The 16,562-nt window shown below is 68.9% G+C and carries 13 protein-coding genes and 1 pseudogene; 7 read left to right on the top strand and 7 right to left on the bottom strand.

The window, feature by feature from the left end; all coding sequences use genetic code 11:
• Nucleotides 1–140: 140 nt before the first annotated feature.
• On the bottom strand, nucleotides 141–1,229 hold the full coding sequence (locus H2Q94_RS25030) for a type IV toxin-antitoxin system AbiEi family antitoxin (protein WP_243789617.1): 1,089 nt from the start codon (nucleotides 1,227–1,229) through the stop codon (nucleotides 141–143).
• Nucleotides 1,230–1,521: 292 nt separating this feature from the next.
• Between H2Q94_RS25030 and H2Q94_RS25025 the strand changes: the two genes are divergently transcribed.
• On the top strand, nucleotides 1,522–1,932 hold the full coding sequence (locus H2Q94_RS25025) for a hypothetical protein (protein ID WP_243789616.1): 411 nt from the start codon (nucleotides 1,522–1,524) through the stop codon (nucleotides 1,930–1,932).
• 103 nt (nucleotides 1,933–2,035) lie between these two features.
• The gene (locus H2Q94_RS25020; protein WP_243789615.1) at nucleotides 2,036–3,208 is read left to right on the top strand and encodes a DUF1015 family protein; all 1,173 of its coding nucleotides are present in this window, start codon (nucleotides 2,036–2,038) and stop codon (nucleotides 3,206–3,208) included.
• A 214-nt stretch (nucleotides 3,209–3,422) separates the two neighbouring features.
• Here H2Q94_RS25020 and H2Q94_RS25015 read toward each other — a convergent pair whose 3' ends face one another.
• The 3 genes from H2Q94_RS25015 to H2Q94_RS25005 form a co-directional block, all read right to left on the bottom strand.
• On the bottom strand, nucleotides 3,423–5,672 hold the full coding sequence (locus H2Q94_RS25015; protein WP_243789614.1) for a heavy metal translocating P-type ATPase: 2,250 nt from the start codon (nucleotides 5,670–5,672) through the stop codon (nucleotides 3,423–3,425).
• Nucleotides 5,673–5,788: 116 nt separating this feature from the next.
• Entirely contained in the window at nucleotides 5,789–5,998 is a 210-nt protein-coding gene (locus tag H2Q94_RS25010) for a heavy-metal-associated domain-containing protein (protein WP_243789613.1), read from the bottom strand.
• Nucleotides 5,999–6,104: 106 nt separating this feature from the next.
• Nucleotides 6,105–6,386 (bottom strand): metal-sensitive transcriptional regulator, encoded by a 282-nt coding sequence (locus tag H2Q94_RS25005; RefSeq protein ID WP_243789612.1) that lies wholly within the window; start codon nucleotides 6,384–6,386, stop codon nucleotides 6,105–6,107.
• Nucleotides 6,387–6,717: 331 nt separating this feature from the next.
• Between H2Q94_RS25005 and H2Q94_RS25000 the strand changes: the two genes are divergently transcribed.
• Nucleotides 6,718–7,950 carry an MFS transporter gene (locus tag H2Q94_RS25000; RefSeq protein WP_243789611.1) on the top strand — a complete coding sequence of 411 codons (1,233 nt, stop codon included), beginning with the start codon at nucleotides 6,718–6,720 and terminating at the stop codon, nucleotides 7,948–7,950.
• Nucleotides 7,951–8,117: 167 nt separating this feature from the next.
• Here the strand turns inward: H2Q94_RS25000 and H2Q94_RS24995 are convergent, their stop codons facing one another.
• The 3 genes and pseudogenes from H2Q94_RS24995 to H2Q94_RS24985 all read right to left on the bottom strand — a co-directional run bounded on the left by H2Q94_RS24995 (nucleotide 8,118) and on the right by H2Q94_RS24985 (nucleotide 10,212).
• A complete protein-coding gene (locus tag H2Q94_RS24995) occupies nucleotides 8,118–8,303 on the bottom strand; it encodes a hypothetical protein (RefSeq protein ID WP_243789610.1) in 186 nt (61 codons plus the stop codon).
• A gap of 197 nt (nucleotides 8,304–8,500) precedes the next feature.
• Nucleotides 8,501–9,598 (bottom strand): annotated as a pseudogene (locus H2Q94_RS24990) (glycoside hydrolase family 2 protein).
• A complete protein-coding gene (locus H2Q94_RS24985) occupies nucleotides 9,595–10,212 on the bottom strand; it encodes a sugar-binding domain-containing protein (protein ID WP_243789609.1) in 618 nt (205 codons plus the stop codon). Before H2Q94_RS24985 ends, H2Q94_RS24990 begins: the two are co-directional and overlap by 4 nt.
• A gap of 496 nt (nucleotides 10,213–10,708) precedes the next feature.
• On the opposite strand from H2Q94_RS24985, the gene H2Q94_RS24980 reads away from it, so the two are divergent.
• The 4 genes from H2Q94_RS24980 (at nucleotide 10,709) to H2Q94_RS24965 (ending at nucleotide 16,063) form a co-directional block, all read left to right on the top strand.
• A complete protein-coding gene (locus tag H2Q94_RS24980) occupies nucleotides 10,709–11,701 on the top strand; it encodes a LacI family DNA-binding transcriptional regulator (RefSeq protein WP_243789608.1) in 993 nt (330 codons plus the stop codon).
• 36 nt (nucleotides 11,702–11,737) lie between these two features.
• Nucleotides 11,738–13,177, top strand: coding sequence for a glucuronate isomerase (uxaC, locus tag H2Q94_RS24975; protein WP_243789607.1), 1,440 nt, complete (start codon nucleotides 11,738–11,740; stop codon nucleotides 13,175–13,177).
• Nucleotides 13,168–14,442, top strand: a complete 1,275-nt coding sequence (locus H2Q94_RS24970) for a mannitol dehydrogenase family protein (protein ID WP_243789606.1) — start codon at nucleotides 13,168–13,170, stop codon at nucleotides 14,440–14,442. The genes uxaC and H2Q94_RS24970 overlap by 10 nt, the downstream gene beginning before the upstream one ends.
• A gap of 133 nt (nucleotides 14,443–14,575) precedes the next feature.
• Nucleotides 14,576–16,063, top strand: a complete 1,488-nt coding sequence (locus H2Q94_RS24965) for a sodium:solute symporter family protein (protein ID WP_243789605.1) — start codon at nucleotides 14,576–14,578, stop codon at nucleotides 16,061–16,063.
• Nucleotides 16,064–16,562: the final 499 nt, after the last annotated feature.

The following is a 16,562-nucleotide window of genomic DNA, read 5'->3' as shown; positions in this document are numbered from 1 at the left end:
TGCGTGAGGGGGCTGGGCGCCGGAGGCTCCGGGATTTCTGTCGGGCCGCCCGCGATGCACATCATCGGGAGCGTGTCGTCGGTGGCGCGAGGCCGATGGGCTGGGTGAGAGTTCCGTTCACTGTCGGCAGGAGGCGGCATTCAGCGTTGTCGAGGTGCACGCGGGACCGCGGTCACTAGGGGACGTGGTCGTTGCTGAGCCGCGCGGTACGAGCGCCGAAGTTCATCGATCACCGCGGCGGGATCAGAGCGGATGCGTTTCGGCAGCGTGTGCACGACAACGACACCTGCGGCGGTCATGAGGGTATGGCGGAGCACGGTGTTCTCGTAGGAGGTCGGCCCCAGGTGGTACTCAGTGGAGTCGATCTGCCAGGCGAGTCCCACGTCGTCCATCCAGCCGTCGGGAATGCCCAGCAACTTCCCGTCCGGTCCGAGCAGCCGGACGTTCCACTGCATGGCGGGCAAATCTGAATTCTGCGCCAAGCGGTACGCCCAGCTTTCGGCGGGCGAATGCACATTGGCGTTCATTTCTTCGAGTACCACTCGGCATCGGGCGATGCCACGTCGTGAGCCGGCTTTCGCTTCGACGGCGAGTGCCTCCGGCGTCACCAATTCCCGTTGCACCGCCTCGGCGAGTAGCGCTCGGACTTGGTCCAGGGTGGGCAGACGGCGCGCGGCGTCCAGCAATGCCCGGACGAGAGGTGCGACGCGGAAGCCGCCGCGAGTCACCGGCAACGGCAGGCGTGTGGTCCGCTCGATCTCGACGAATCCTTTGCTGGCGCGTTTGCGCGCTTCCGGGATGAGCATGTGCACCTCATCGGTTTCGGGAAGGCGCGTCATGCCGTGCAAACGACATGCCGCCAAGCCGGTGATCATTGCGCCGGTGCCCGCGTACTGCAACGCAGCGTCATGGCGCTGTTCGAGGGTGGGGGTGCCGGAGGACAGCATGATGACGCCCGGCAGCAGCCGTTTCCATGGGCCGCCGATAGAAGCGCGGTGGTACACGGTCTGTCTTGGCACGCCGAGTTCGTCGAGAGCGCGTGCGGTGAGCACACCATGAGTGGCGGCCGTGGCCACTTCGTCCCAGTCAACGATCGTTCTCCTCGGCATGACTCCACGATGAGCAGTCGAAGAACGCCGGCGCCACGTCGGTCTCAAGATCTGTGGACAAATCGCCGTCCTGTGGATAACTCGGCGGTTTTTTGAAGAGTGAACGACCCGTCTGTCCAAATAGTTTGGTAATACGGTCCGTTCACCCGAAAACTCGCTCCACTTTCGGGTATGCGTCGGTGTGTCGGACAGGGTGGTGCTCGATGCGAGTTGAGTGAACGGACCATTCGTTCAAGGAGTTTGGTCGAACGGTCCGTTCACTCCAGATCGAGGTGCGGTTTCGGCGACGTGGAGGCGCCGGGGCGCCCGGGCGGACGCGGGCGAGTTGTCCACAGAACCGGCGTACCGTGACATGGGGAAGGGGTGAGGGATGCCTACGAGGACGTCGCGTCGGCGGTTTCTGCCGTCGACCGTGGGTGCGCTGCTAGCCGGGCTCGCGTTGACCGGATGCGCCGGGTATCAGACCGACCCGGGAGTTCAGCGCCACGCGCCGAGCGCCTCCCGGGACGACATCATCACCAAGATCGGATTCATGTCGCAGGACCGGTGCTACACGAGTCCTGCGCAGCACGGCACCGAACGGTGCGAACGGTACGTGGCGCAGGTGCGCAACATCGCGCTCAGCGCCACCGAATCAACGGAACATCCTCCGCAGGTCGTCGCCTCGGCTCAGGAGCTGCAGCGGCGGGTGGAACGACTGTTGGGACGCGGATGCTTCCCGCCGGGGCCGGGCGCGGAGCAGGAATGCACCCACGATCTGATCACCGTCGATCGAGCTCTCGGCGAGCTGCGCACCGCACTCGCCGCAACCCCGCCCGGATGAGGGTCGTTCACTCTCCGTTGAGTAAACCCCTGGCATAGCGCACAAATCGGTGCTTTTCTCGGCCGCCTGACCCCACGCGCCGCAGCGGGTTGATACTGCGGTGGTGACGAGTTCGGTACGTGTGGGAGTGGACATCCGCCCGTTCCGCGCCTGGGTCCTCGCGCCCGAACGCCTGCGCGGCCTCGTGGACCGGCACGCTACCCCGTGGGATCGCGTGGACATCGGGAATTCCGTGCGGTTGCTGGACGAATGGAAGCGGCTCGCAGTCCTGGCCCGCGAGGAACGGCCCGCGATGTACGTCTACCAGCAGTCCGGCCCGCTCGGCGTGCAACGCGGAGTGATCTCCGCCGTGCACCTGGACAGCCGGCTGCTGCCGCACGAGGACGTCACGCCGGCGCACACCGACGGCATGGTCGAACTGATGCGGGCGGGAGAAATGAGCATGCCGCCCATCTTGCTCGGCTATTCCGGGACGGACCGCACCGCCGAGCAACTGGAAACGGCGACCCGGCAACGGCCACTGACCGAACTGCGCACCCCCGACGGTCAGGAACACCGCGTATGGCGACTCGCGGAACGGGAAACCTGCGGTGAGATCATTGATGCGCTGCATCAACGGTCCGCGCTGATCGCGGACGGGCATCACCGGCATGTCGCCGCCCGGCGGTTCCGCCGGGACGTTCACGCCGCCGGATATGGCCGTGGACCGTGGGATTACCTGCCCGCGTTGCTCGTCGACACCAAGCGCAGTCCGTTTCGGCTGCGGCCGGTGCACCGGGTGTTGCCGCACGCCGACCCGTGGAGAGTGCTCGCCGCCGCGCAGCAGTGGTTCCAAATCACGGCGCTGAGCGGACCGTTGGAGGAATGGCTCGACGTATTGCGGGCGCGGGCGTACCACGGGCCTGCGTTCATCATCGCCACCCCGGAGCGGGCGTTCCTCCTGGACCGTCCCGATGCGCATTTCCTGGCCGGGCCGTGCGGGCGGTTCGCGGAGTCGTTGCGGTCGATGCACATCTCTGTGCTGCAGGCTTTCCTTGACACGATTCGGGATTCGCCGGAGATGACCGTGCACCACGAGCCGAGTGCGCCACGGGCGTTGAGCGTGGTGCGTGAACTCGGTGGCGTCGCCGCCATCACGTTCCCTCCGAGCAAGTTGGATTTGTCCGCGGCGGCGGCGACCGGGGTGCGTCTCCCGGCGAAGGCCACGGCGTTCGGCCCCAACCCGCATCCCGGCCTGGTCCTGCGCACGCTCCCCAGCCCTCGCCTGCCGAGCTGAACCCGACCGAGGCGTCGCGCTGCACGATCCTGGTGGAGTGAACGGACCGTTCGTCCCATCCCGTTGGGCGAACGGTCCGCTCACTCGACTCGATCGCGTTGCGGAGCTGATCTTGACGTACAGGAGCGTCCGGCGTGCGGATGAAGTGAACGGACCGTTCGCCCAACAGGATTGGACGAGCGGTCCGTTCACTTGGTCCCCGTCAGGTGAGGGATCAGGATGGTGTTGTGAGGTGGAAGCGGCGTAGGCGGAGGCTGTTGGCGACTACGAAGGCGCTGGAGAAACCCATCGCCGCACCGGCGATCATCGGGTTGAGCAGGCCCGCGGCGGCGAGTGGCAGTGCGGCCACGTTGTAGGCGAACGCCCAGAACAGGTTGCCTTTGATCGTGCGCAAGGTGCGGCGGGACAGCCGGATCGCGTCCACGGCCGCGCGCAGGTCGCCGCGGACCAGGGTGATGTCGGAGGCTTCGATCGCGACGTCGGTGCCGGTGCCCATCGCCAGGCCCAGGTCGGCCTGCGCCAGCGCGGCGGCGTCGTTGATGCCATCGCCGACCATCGCCACCGCACGACCTTCGCCCTGCAGCCGGGTGATCACCGCGGCTTTGTCCTGCGGCAGCACCTCGGCGATGACTTCGTCGATGCCGACTTCGGCGGCGACGGTGCGCGCCACTGTCTGGTTGTCACCGGTGAGCAGCACCGGACGCAGCCCGATGCCGCGCAGGCGCCGGATCGCCTCGCCGGAGGTGGGCTTCACGGTGTCGGCGACTTCCAGCACGGCACGTGCGGCGTCGTCCCAGGCCAGTACGACGGCGGTGTGCCCGGAGCTTTCCGCAGCGGTCTTCGCGTCGCGCAGCTCGGGCGGAAGTTCGCCGTCGAAGATCCGGCCGATGCTGACCTGGTGGTCTTCGACGGTGGCTCGTACCCCGAGTCCTTCGACGTTGCCGAATTCCGCGGCCACCGGGAGCTCCCCGACTCGCTCGGTCGCGCCGAGCGCGATGGCCCTCGCGATCGGATGTTCCGAGGCGTGTTCGGCGGCGCCTGCCAGTCGCAGCGCCTGCCGTTCGTCGGTGTCGTCGGTGAGGTGCACGCCGACCAGCGACATCTGCCCGGTGGTGACGGTTCCGGTCTTGTCCAGCACGACGGTGTCGATGCGTCGCGTCGACTCCAGCACTTCGGGACCTTTGATGAGCACGCCGAGTTGGGCGCCGCGGCCGGTGCCGACGAGCAGCGCGGTCGGGGTCGCGAGTCCGAGGGCGCACGGGCAGGCGATGATGAGCACCGCGACGGCGGCGGTGAACGCGGCGTCCACGCCGCCTCCCGCGAGCAGCCAGCCGGTCAAGGTGGCCAGCGCGAGCACGATGACGATCGGTACGAAGACCGCGGAGATCCGGTCCGCGAGCCGCTGCACGGCGGCCTTCCCGGTTTGCGCTTCTTCGACGAGCCGCGCCATCTGCGCGAGTTGGGTGTCGGCGCCGATGCGGGTCGCCCGCACGATCAGTCGTCCGCCCGCGTTGACGGTGGCGCCGACCACGGAGTCGCCGGGACCCACTTCGACGGGTACGGATTCGCCGGTGAGCACGCTGGTGTCGATGGCCGAGCCGCCTTCGTCGACGGTGCCGTCGGTGGCGATCTTCTCTCCGGGGCGCACCACGAACCGGTCGCCCACGGCCATCCGGTCGATGGGGATGCGGTGTTCTCCGCCGTCGCGCAGCACCGCGACGTCCTTCGCTCCGAGTTCCAGCAGCGCCCGAAGCGCCGCGCCCGCGCGTCGTTTCGACCGGGCTTCGAAGTACCGGCCGGCGAGGATGAACGTCGTGACCCCGGCGGCCACTTCCAGGTAGATCGACCCGGAGCCGGTGCCGGGGCGGATGCTGAAGTCGAAATCGTGGGTCATGCCCGGCATTCCGGCCATGCCGAACAGCAACGCGTACAGCGACCACAGGAATGCGGCGATCGTGCCGAGCGAGACCAGGGTGTCCATGGTGACCGCGCCGTGGCGCAGGTTCGTCCACGCCGCCCGGTGGAACGGTGCGCCGCCCATGACGACGACGGGCGCGGCGAGCGCCAAGGAAATCCACTGCCAGTAGGTGAACTGCAGGGCCGGCACCATCGCCAGCACGATCACCGGTATCGACAGGGCGGCGGCGGTGATCAGCCGATCGCGCAGCGCGGTGGTCGGATCGTCTTCGGCATCCTCGGGAGCGGTGTCGTCGGCGGGCGGTTCGGGGACTGCGGCGGTGTAGCCGGCGGCTTCGACCTGGTCGATGAGCCGCTGCTGGTCGAGTTCGGCGGGGTAGCTGACGGCTGCCTTCTCGGTGGCGTAGTTGACCGTGGCGGTCACACCGTCGAGTTTGCGGAGTTTGCGTTCCACGCGATTCGCGCACGAGGCGCAGGTCATGCCTCCGATGATCAGCTCGACCTGCCGTCCGGTGGCGTCCGGTGCCGTCGACGCTTCAGTGCTCATCGTGCGATCTCCTGTTCACCCGCCGCGCGGATCCGCTCGGAAGGGGAGTCCGTAGTGGACTGGTCGGGATGTACCGCGGGGCGGCGGGAGCGGCGCAACCGCTCCCGCCGGGACGCCTACGCGTTCACCAGCTGGTAGCCGGCCTCCTCGACCGCACCGCGCACCGCGTTCTCGGAGAGCGGTTCGGTGCTGGTCACGGTCACCGCGCCGGTGGCGAGATCGACGGCGACGTCGGAGACGCCGGAGAGCTCGCTGATCTCCTCGGTCACCGAGCTCACGCAGTGGCCACAGGTCATCCCGGTCACGGTGTAGGTCGACTGGCTCATGTACGTCCCTTTCTGGTGTTCGTCGTGCCTTGCCGGCGCCTGGGCGGCGTCCGGATCTTGCGGGAGGACGGTTCTTCGCGGTGCCGCTCGCGCATCGTCGGTCCGGTCAGGAGCGCACCAGTCGGGCGATCGCGGCGCCTGCCTCGGCCACCTTTTCGTCAGCGGCCTCGCCGCCTTCGGCCAGTGCCTCGGTGACGCAGTGCTTGAGGTGCTCGTCGAGCAGCCCCAATGCGACCGACTGGAGTGCCTTGGTGGTGGCGCTGATCTGGGTGAGCACGTCGATGCAGTACTTGTCGTCCTCGATCATCTTGGCGAGGCCGCGGACTTGTCCTTCGACGCGGCGCAGCCGCTTCGCGTACTCGTCCTTGTCCTGTGTGTATCCGTGCATCGATCTCTCCCCGGTCCGGCGCCATCGGGTCCAGGTATACCCATGGGGGGTATGGGTGTCAACCGTGGCCGGAGTACGGGAATCGGTGCGTTGATCCTTGTATGTGCAGATCAGGGGCGGGCGGGGCGAGGTGTGGCAGGTGAATGCAGGAGTGGTGCACGTGCTCGACGAGTCACGATGCCGGGCTGGCCAGGGGCGCGTCGAGAGCCGGACGCGTCCCGGTTCTTCCTGATCGGCCGTGCTCGCAGCCCTCCCGATCGAAGGCCTACTCAGGGTAGGTTTCGAGGTGATCCCCGCCAGTTGATCGCCCGTACCGGGCGGAGGAGCGTCCGTGCACCGAACGACCCGAGTCACCGTCGCCCTGTTGTTCGCAGCTTGGACCGTCGACTACATCGACCGGCTCATCATCAACGTGGCGCTGCCCTCCATCGGCGAGACCTTCGGTCTTGATCACGGTGAACGCGGGCTGGTCGTCTCGGCGTTCTTCCTCACCTACGCGCTGATGCAGATCCCCGGCGGACTGCTCGCCGACCGTTACGGCGGGGTGCGGATGGCCTCGTTGGCGCTGCTGCTGTGGTCGGTGTTCACCGGGCTCACCGCGTTCGCGTGGTCGTTCACCGCGTTGCTGGCGGTGCGGTTGTGCTTCGGTGCCGCGCAGGGCTTGTTCCCCGGTGCGTCGGTGAGCGCGCTGAGTGCGCGCAGCATCCCGGACCAGCGGCTCACCGCGAACGGCTGGATGCAGAGTTCCAACGCCGTCGGCGCGCTGCTGGCGGCCGTGGTCGGGTCGGCGCTGCTGTCCTTCTGGGACTGGCGAATCGCGTTCCTCGCGGTGGCCGGGCTGGGGCTGCTGGTGTTCGTGGCCGTGGTGCGGTGGATGCCGGAGCCGCTGTCGCCGGACGTGACCGGCCCGGGGCGGTCACCAGGGCCGGGCGGCACGTTGCGAGTGCTGCGCTCACCGGCGATCTGGGGTTTCGCGGTGATGTTCTTCGCTTACGACATCGTGAGTTGGGGAATCAGCACCTGGACCACTTCCTTCCTGGTGGAGCGGCACGGACTGCCGATCGGTGCCGCCGGCATGGTCGTGGTCGGGCCGACGTTGCTCGGCGCGATCGGCATCGTGGTGGGCGGCCGGTTGTCGGACCGGTTCGGCGGGCGGCCACGCCGGGTGGTCGTGCCCAGCATGATCGCGGTCGGAGTGCTGTTGTTCCTGCTGCCGCGGATGCCCTCGGTGCCGCTGTTCGTGGTGTGCGTGACGTTGCTCGGCGGCGTCGCGGGTCTCGCGTACCTGCCGTGCTTCTCGGTTCCGCTGCGCAGCCTGCCCGCCGCGCTGAGCGGAGCCGCCGCCGGAGTGATCCTTTTCGGCGGTCAGCTCGCCGGGGTGCTCAGTCCCAGCGTGTTCGGTTACGTCGTCGAGCACGCCGGCTACACCACCGCGTTCACCGCGCTGCTGGTCGGGCCGGTGGTGGCCATCGCCGTCGTGCTGCGGGTGCCGCAGACGACTGAGCGGTTCCTGAGCCGGTTCGGAGAGGAATCGCCGCACGAAGTGGCGGCCCAACGCGGCTGAGCACCTTCGCGGGGCAGAACCTCCTAGGCCGACTCGGCCTCTGGCCGGCGACCTGCCACCGGATCCACGTTGACCACTCGAGCCGCTCGCGCCGACGGGAAGTGAGTGAACGGACCGTTCGTCCGATCAGATTGGGCGAACGGTCCGTTCACTCCACCTCCGCAGGCTCAGCCGGGTGCGTAGGCCCAGCGGGTCGTGTCGACGTGGGGTTCGCCGTTGATGGTGGTTTCGGCGGTGATGGTGTTGGGGCCGGGGCGGAGGCGCACCTCGCGGGTGAACAGGCGTCCGGCACGTGCGGCGGGGAGGCGTTCGCCGTTGACGATGAGGGTGAGGTGTTCGCCGTTGGAGTACACCGGACTGTGGTGCCCGGTTCGGCCCGCTCAGCCCAGCGCTTGCTGGTGATGTGCATGACGGGTGTGGCGGCCCAGTTCGCCTTGTACCAGAAGAACGCGTCCTTGCGAACGGTCCGATCGTGGGTGACGAGCCCCTTGTCGTTGATGCCGGGCTGGGCGCCTTCCGCCCGGCCGTCCGAGGCGAAGTCGAACATGTTTTACAGGAAGGTGCCCCACAGGTAGGGACGGGCGTTGATCTGCGCCAGGTAGGACTCGTGCAGGACCGCTTGGTACTCCTCGGGGTGCCACTGGCCGTCGGGTTCCGGCGGGGTGGCGGCCGGTTCGGCGTGCTGGTGGATGTTCGCGCCCGCGCCGTACTCGGTCACTCCGATCTTGCGCCGCGGGTTCCGGGCGTGCAGGGCGTCGGCCCACGTTCCGAAGTCGTCGTAGGTCTGCTGGTACCAGCCTTCGTAGCGGTTATAGCCGCTGAGCTCGGCGTGTCCGGTGAACGGGTTGTCATCGGCGCGTTTGAAGACGTTGGCGTAGCCGGAGGCGCGCTCCGGATCCTCGGTGCGGATGATGTCGGCGAGCCGGGCGAGCAGCGCGTTGATCTGCGGATCTTTGTCCGTCGGGTGGAAGCCGAGTTCGTTGCCGATGCCCCAGACGACCACCGACGGGTGGTTGTGGTGCTGGTGGATCATCTCGCGCAGCTGGTGGATCACGTTGTCGCGGAACGCTTCGGAGTCGGTGAGCGCGTTGACCCACGGCACTTCGGTGTACACCACGAAGCCGAGCTCGTCGGCCAGGTCGTAGACCGCTTAGTCCTGCGGGTAGTGCCCGGTGCGCAGCGCGTTCACCCCCATCTCGTGCATCAGCGCGAAGTCCTGCTCGTGGTCGGCTCGGGTGAGCGCGAAACCTTCGTCGCGCCGGCCCTGGTGACGGTTCATGCCTCGCAGGGGAAGCGGGGAGCCGTTGAGCGCGAACCCGTCGGTCGCGGAGAACTCGAACGTCCGCAGGCCCAGCGGCAGGGTGATCCCGTCGAGCAGCTGATCCGTGTCGGCGTCGTGCACTTCGATCCGTGCCCGGTACAGGTGCGGATCGCCTCGTCCGCGCCACAGCCGGGGCGCGCTGATCCGCATCGGCAGCGTGTGCGCGGCGCGGGTCCAAGGAGCCAGTGGCACCGGTTCTGAGGAGACGTCCCGCGCGGTGCGGCCGTCGGCGTCGGTGATCACGGCGCGGACCCGGACTCGGGAGGCTCGTGGGGTGTCGTTCGCGAGCTTCGCGGTGACCTCGACCGTGGCGGAGGCTGAGTTCACCGCGCGTTGGCGCAGGTAGGCGCCGGGTCCGCCGTAGTCGAGCAGGTCCAGGTGCACCGGGTCGTCAGCTGCAGGCTCACACTGCGGTACAGGCCACCGGCGAAGGTGAAGTCGGCGGACAGCGGTGCCACATCGGCGTTGTGCACGTTGCTGACCCGCACGACGAGGTCGTTGTCCGCACCAGGGCGCACCGTCCCGGTGATGTCAAACCGGAACCGGGTGTAGCCGTCCCGGTGCTGTCCCAAGTGGACATCGTCGAGCCAGGCGTCGGTGACGGTGTTGGCGCCGTCGAATTGCAGGAACACCCGGCTGCTGCTCGACTCCGCGGGCAGTCGCAGCGTCCGGCGGTACCAACCGGGGCCACGGTGGTAGTCGTCGCCGCCGTCCTGCCCGTCCTGGTCGTTCCAGGTGTGCGGGAGCCGCACCGGTTCCCACCCGGATTCGTCGTCGCCGAAGCGGAAATCCCAACCGTCGTCGAGCTCGATCCGCTCGCGCGCCGCCGCCTCGACGTTCGCGGCTGCGGCGGGTGCCGCGCGTGGTGCCATCGACAAAGCCAGCGGTACGGCCGCCGCGCTCAGGACCATTCGCCGCCGGGACAACCACGGATTCGCCATGTTGCTCCTCCACGAACAGGCTCGCGTGAGCCTGCCTACGGCACCGGCGCCGGGAGAACCCGCCTCGGCGGCGGGCCTGACAACGTGTGATCGTCACCACCCCCGTGGGGCGCACCAAGCGGTTGCCGCTGAGTGCCGCGCCGACCACACAGAATCAACCGACGAGTTCCCAGGAGCACGGGGCGCGTCCCGATGAGAGTGAACGGACCGTTCGCCCCATCTCACTGGACGAACGGTCCGTTCACTAAATCCGAACCTCGTGCGCGGGAGGTGTGGGGCAGCGAGGGAGAGGCAGCCCGGGAAGGGGTTGTTCTCTGGTGAACGGACCGTTGGTCCAAGGGGACTGGGCGAACGGTCCGTTCACTCCGCTCGGGTGGGTGCGGCGGGGTGTGGTCTCCGTCTGGGCAGGGGGCGCGGGGTGGCAACAAGGTGCCAGTGGTTGTCAGGGGCTCGGGGGCGTGGTCGATTGGGGAGAAGCGGAGAAGGGGGTGGGGGCGTGGGTGAGGGAAGGCCGACGATCTACGACGTGGCGCGGCACTGCGGTGTCGCGGCGTCCACGGTGTCGCGCGCGTTCAGCAATCCGTCGCGGGTCAACGCCACCACCCGCAACCTGGTCCGGGTCGCGGCGGAGGAGATCGGTTACGCGCCGCGCCCGCTGGCCAGGGCTGAATCCCCCGGCCGATCGCGCACCTTGATGCTGGTCGTCACGGACATCGCCAACCCCTACTACGCCGCGTTGATCAAGGCCGTGCAGTCCCGCGCCATCGAGCGGCATTACACGCTGGCGCTCACCGACAGCGACGAGTCACCGCAGGTGGAAGCCGGGAATCTGCGGCACCTGCTGGCGAATTCGACGGGCGGCATCCTCGCCACCTCCCGGCTCGCCGACGAGTCGGTGCGGCAGTTGGCGAGGCACCGTCCGCTGGTGATGGTGAACCGCGTGATCGAGGGCCTGCCGAGCCTGGTGGTGGACACCGCGGGCGGAATGCGCACCGCGGTGCGCCACCTCGCGGCGTTCGGGCACCGCCGCATCGCGTACCTGTCGGGTCCGCGGAATTCGTGGATCAACGGCCAGCGCTGGGCAGCGGTGCACGCCGAAGCGACGGACCTGGGATTGCAGTCGGTGTTCCTCGGGCCGCATCCGCCCACCAGGGAAGGAGGCCGGGACGCGGCGGAGGCGTTCGTGTTGGACGGGGCCACCGCCGCCATCGCCTACAACGACCTCGTCGCCATCGGCGCCATGCAGCGCTTGCAGGGCATGGGGCTGCGGCTGCCCGCGGACCGCAGCATCGTGGGCTGCGACGATATCTTCGGAGCGGACCTGGTGATGCCCGGGCTGACCACCATCGCAGGGCCTACCGGGCAGGTCGGCGGTGTCGCGGTCGATCTGGTGCATGCCGAGCTGACCGGCGGCACCGCCCGGCCCATGAGCTTCGACGCGCATCTTGTGGTCCGCGGCTCCACCGGACCGGCAACCGATGGCAACTAGTTGTCCGCGGCTTCGCGCGCGGCCGATTCTGCGGGCATGGCTAGTGGTTCCACCTCACGGGCGCCGACTCCGCTCGCGCCGCACCCCGATCGGCTGCTGCCCAGCGACCCGGTGCAACGCCCCATTGCCCGGCGCCTTTACGAGGAGGTCCGGGATCTGCCGCTGATCAGCCCGCACGGACACGTCGATCCCGAGCTGCTGGCCACGGACCGGCCGTTCGCGGACCCGGCGGCACTGCTGGTCACGCCCGATCACTACGTGACGCGGCTGCTGCACGCGCACGGAGTTCCGTTGCACGAGTGCGGCCTGCCGGGCGGCCCGGAGGAACCGGCGTCGCCGCGCGAGGTGTGGCGGGCGTTCTGCTCGCACTGGCACCTGTTCCTCGGCACCGCTTCGCGGCAGTGGCTGGAGTCGGAGCTGCACGACGTGCTCGGCGTGACGGTGCAGCCTTCGGCGGCGACCGCCGACGTGTTGTTCGACGAGCTCGCCGAACGCCTGGCTCGGCCGGAGCTGCGGCCGCGCGCGCTGTACCGGTCGTTCGGCATCGAGGTGCTCGCCACCACCGATGATCCCGCCGATGATCTGCGCCACCACCGAGCGCTCACCGCGGACCCGAGCTGGCAGGGCCGGGTGGTGCCGACGTTCCGCCCGGACCGCTACCTCGACGCGACCCGCCCGGACTGGCAGGCGGCGCTGCGGCGGCTCGCCGAGGTCAGCGGCATCGACACCGGCGACTACCGCGGCCTGGTCCGGGCACTGGAGGCGCGGCGGGAGTTCTTCCGCGCGCACGGCGCCACCGCGACCGACCACGGCGCCCCGGATCCACGCATGGAGTTCCTGCCGGAACACGAGGCTTCCCGCCTGTTCGAGGAGGTCCGCGCCGGGCGGGGTGACGCGGCGCTGCTGTCGAGGCAACTGCTCGGCGAGATGGCCCGGATGTCCAGTGAGGACGGCCTGGTGCTGGCGCTGCACACCGGCAGCCTGCGCAACCACCACCCGACGACTTTCGCGCACTACGGCCCGGACACCGGCCACGACATACCCACTCGCGCCGAGTTCACCGAGTCGCTGCGCCCGATGCTGCGGCGCTTCGGCACCGATCCGCGGTTCCGGACCGTGCTGTGCACCCTGGACGAGACGGTGTTCTCCCGCGAACTCGCGCCGATCGCCGGCTTCTACCCGTCGGTGTTCTTGGGCGCACCCTGGTGGTTCTTGGACGCGCCGCGTGCGATGCGGCGGTTCCGGGACGCTGTCACGGAGACGGCCGGTTTTCACCGCACCGCCGGATTCATCGACGACACCCGAGGTTTCTGCTCCATCCCCGCCCGCCATGACACCGCGCGCCGGGTCGACGCCGGGCACCTGGCCTCGCTCGTCGCGGAGCACGTGCTCAGCGAGGACGATGCCGCGCAGGTCCTGCGCGACCTCAACGACCGCCAGCCCCGAACCGCCTTCCGGTTGGGACCATGCGACTGAACCGGGCCACCGAGCCCGCCCCGGTCCGCGCCGTGCACCTGGGACTCGGCGGGTTCCACCGCGCCCACCAGGCCTGGTACACCGCCGCCGACCCGGAGTGGGGCATCGCCGCGTACACGTTCCGCAGTACCGAACTGCCCGCGGAGCTCAACGCGCAGCGCGGGCTGTATTCGTTGCTGGTGCGCGGTTGCGACGATCCGGTGCGCACCGTGGCCTCGATCAGCCGGGCGCACGCGGGCGCGGAGACCGAGCAGTGGCTCGCGGACCTCTCCGTCCCCGAGGTCGCGGTAGTCACGCTGACCGTGACGGAGGCGGCCTACCGGGTGCCGCAGCCGGGGCAGGATTCCGCGATCTCCAGGCTGGTGGCCGGATTGCGGGCTCGGTTCCGCGCGTCCGCCGCGCCGATCACCCTGGTGCCCTGCGACAACGTTCCGGACAACGGTGCGGTGCTGCGCACGGTGCTGCGCACGGTGCTGCGGGCGGCGGTGGCGGGTGCGGACGCGGCGTTCGCGGCGTGGGTCGAGAACGGGGTGTCGATCGTGAGCACCGTGGTCGACCGGATCACGCCCGCCACCACGCCCGATGACGTGCAGGCCGTGCATGAGCTGTCCGGAGTCCGCGACGCCGTGCCGGTGGTGACCGAGCCGTACACGGAGTGGCTGCTGGCAGGCGATTTCCCCGGCGGCCTGCCGAACTGGGAGCGGGCGGGCGCGCGGTTCGTCGACTCCGTCGACGGTCACCAGCGGCGGAAGTTGTGGTTGCTCAACGGCGCGCACAGCCTGCTCGCCTACGCCGGGCTCGGCCGTGGCCGGGGATCGGTGCGTGAAGCGATGGACGATGCGGTTCTCACCGGTCTGGTCGAGTCGTGGTGGGACACCGCCGCGCGGCACCTGCCGCTGCCCGCCGCGGAACTCGGCGAATACCGGGCGGCGCTGCGGCGACGCTTCGAGTCAGCCGGGATCGAGCACCGGCTGCGGCAGATCGCGATGGACGGCTCGCAGAAGATCCCGGCGCGCATCCTGCCGGTGCTGCGGGCGGAACGCGCCGCCGGACGGTTGCCGGAGGCGGCGGTGGCGGTGCTCGCCGCGTGGATCGGTCACCTCCGCGGTGCGGACGTGCGGGATCCGCGCGCGGACGAGCTCGTGCCACCGGCACGCTCCGGTGCGCGCGAGCTGCTCACGGCACTTGATGCCGAGCTGGCCTCGGACGACGAACTGGTGCGGGCGGTCGACGCCGAGGCCGGTCGTTTCACCGGCGTGCCCTAGACCGGATGGCAAGTAATGGCAACTGATTGCCGCGGGTGCCGCCGCTCCCTAGCTTGAACCGCACTCCGCACCGCCCGAAAACCCCCACAACGAAGTGAGAGCCGGATTTCCCCGGCCAGGGAAGGGACACCACATGCACCCGTTGGATTGGGTGGTCATCGCAGGATATCTGCTGATCATGCTGGCGATCGGTGTCTGGGCGCATCGTCAGGTCGCCGACACCGCGGACTTCTTCACCGCCGGAGGCCGAATGCCGTGGTGGCTGGCCGGGATCTCGCACCACATGTCCGGCTACAGCGCCGTCGTGTTCGTGGCATACGCCGGGGTCGCCTACGACCAGGGCATCGTGTCCTACGTGGTGTTCATGTTCCCGCTGGCCGTCGCCACCGGGATCGGCGCGTTCCTGTTCGCTCCCAAGTGGAATCGGCTGCGCACGCACTACCGCATCGCGTCCCCGCTGGAGTACCTCGCGCGGCGGTTCAACGTGCCCACCCAGCAGGTGCTGGCATGGAGCGGTTCGCTGCTGAAGGTGTTCGACGTAGCGGCCAAGTGGTCGGCGGTCGCGTTGCTGCTCAACAAGTTCGTCGGCATCCCGCTCGGCTGGGGCATCGTGATCACCGCCGCGGTGACGCTGGTGTACTGCACCGCGGGCGGATTGTGGGCCGACGCGCTCACCGAACTCGGACAGTTCGTGATCCAAGGCGTCGCGGCGTTCGCCATGATCGGCGCGGTCGGGATCGCCTTGGCGCAGCGCGGGTTCAACTACGCGAACTTCTGGTCGGCGCTGCCCGAAGGGCACACCTCGCCGACGACGAGCAGCTATCCCGCGTACTTCCTGCTGGTGTACGTGCTGGTGAAGACGTTCGAGTACAACGGCGGCATGTGGAACCTGGCGCAGCGCTACATCGCCACGCCCACCTCGTCGGCGGCGCGGCATACCGCGCTGTTGTCCAGCGGGCTGTACTTGGTGTGGCCGATCGTGCTGATGCTGCCGATGTTCGCGGCGCCGCTGCTGGTGCGGGTGGACAACTCCGAGGACGTCTACGCGGAGATGGCGTTGCAGTTCTTACCGGCCGGACTGCTGGGGCTGGTTCTGGTCGGCGTCTTCTCGCACACGATGGCGATGGCCGCGTCGGACGCCACCGCGATCTCGGCGGTGATGACCCGGGACGTCCTGCCACAGGTGTGGCGTCGTGCCAAGGGATTCACCGACGAGCAGTTCCTGCGGGCAGGCCGGGTGCTCACCGTGGTGTTCGTGTTCCTCAGCGTGGTGCTGGCGCTCAACGCGGAGACCCTGGGCGGTGTGCTGGGCATCATCGTCGCCTGGGTGGGCGCGCTGATCGGGCCGATCTCGATTCCGATGATGCTGGGCATGCTGCGGCCGTTCCGGCACGTCGGACCCACCGCGGCGCTGACCTCCTGGGCCGGCGGGCTGCTCACGTTCGCGATCACGAAGTACGTGCTGGGCCTGTCGGAGGCGATCACGGTCGTGTCGCCGGTGCTGGTGTCGCTGCTGCTGTTCGCGGCGGTCGGCTCCTGGTACCGGGACGCTCCCGCCGCAGCCGAGGAGATCACCGACGCTCTCACCCGCGACCCGGAACCGGAGCCCACCAGGACGTGAGCCCGCTGCGGCCGCGAACGCCGGGCCGGCAGCCGTCTGATCGAGCGGATGGGCGCCGCTCGCCCGGTCCGGGAAGACTACGAGGACGACCGCGAAGCTCGGCAACGCCGCCGTCCAACGGGCACGTCGCAGCGTCATCAGCAGAGACCCGCTCCCCCGAGTCCGCCGAACCACCGCATTTGTCCTATCTGACCTCCAGCGGGCGGCGTCCTGCATCACGTCAAGTGAACGGACCGTTCGTCCAATCTTGTTGGACGAACGGTCCGTTCACTCCACTCGCAGTGGCTTCACCAAGATCACCGCATCCGCGGCCCCCAGCTGCTCACGCCGACAAGGACCCGAGTGAACGGACCGTTTACCCAACGAGATTGGACGAAGGGTCCGTTCACTCAGATTCGAAACCCCACGTCGTGGGCTGCGCGGGGAAGGGAAGGAGTGAACGGACCGTATGCCCAACGGGATTGGGCGAACGGTCCGTTCACTCCGCTCGCAGTGGCTC

Origin of the sequence: Saccharopolyspora gloriosae, assembly GCF_022828475.1 — a bacterium.
GTDB classification, from domain to species: Bacteria; Actinomycetota; Actinomycetes; order Mycobacteriales; family Pseudonocardiaceae; genus Saccharopolyspora_C; species Saccharopolyspora_C gloriosae_A.
This window is presented reverse-complemented; position numbering and strand designations above follow the sequence as displayed.

Bases quoted from the DNA above. Each gene is read 5' to 3' on its own strand.
- H2Q94_RS25015 (WP_243789614.1), bottom strand. From the start codon at position 5,672: ATGAGCACTGAAGCGTCGACGGCACCGGACGCCACCGGACGGCAGGTC.
- H2Q94_RS25010 (WP_243789613.1), bottom strand. From the start codon at position 5,998: ATGAGCCAGTCGACCTACACCGTGACCGGGATGACCTGTGGCCACTGC.
- H2Q94_RS25005 (WP_243789612.1), bottom strand. From the start codon at position 6,386: ATGCACGGATACACACAGGACAAGGACGAGTACGCGAAGCGGCTGCGC.
- H2Q94_RS24985 (WP_243789609.1), bottom strand. From the start codon at position 10,212: ATGGCGAATCCGTGGTTGTCCCGGCGGCGAATGGTCCTGAGCGCGGCG.
- uxaC (WP_243789607.1), top strand. From the start codon at position 11,738: ATGGCTAGTGGTTCCACCTCACGGGCGCCGACTCCGCTCGCGCCGCAC.
- H2Q94_RS24970 (WP_243789606.1), top strand. From the start codon at position 13,168: ATGCGACTGAACCGGGCCACCGAGCCCGCCCCGGTCCGCGCCGTGCAC.
- H2Q94_RS24965 (WP_243789605.1), top strand. From the start codon at position 14,576: ATGCACCCGTTGGATTGGGTGGTCATCGCAGGATATCTGCTGATCATG.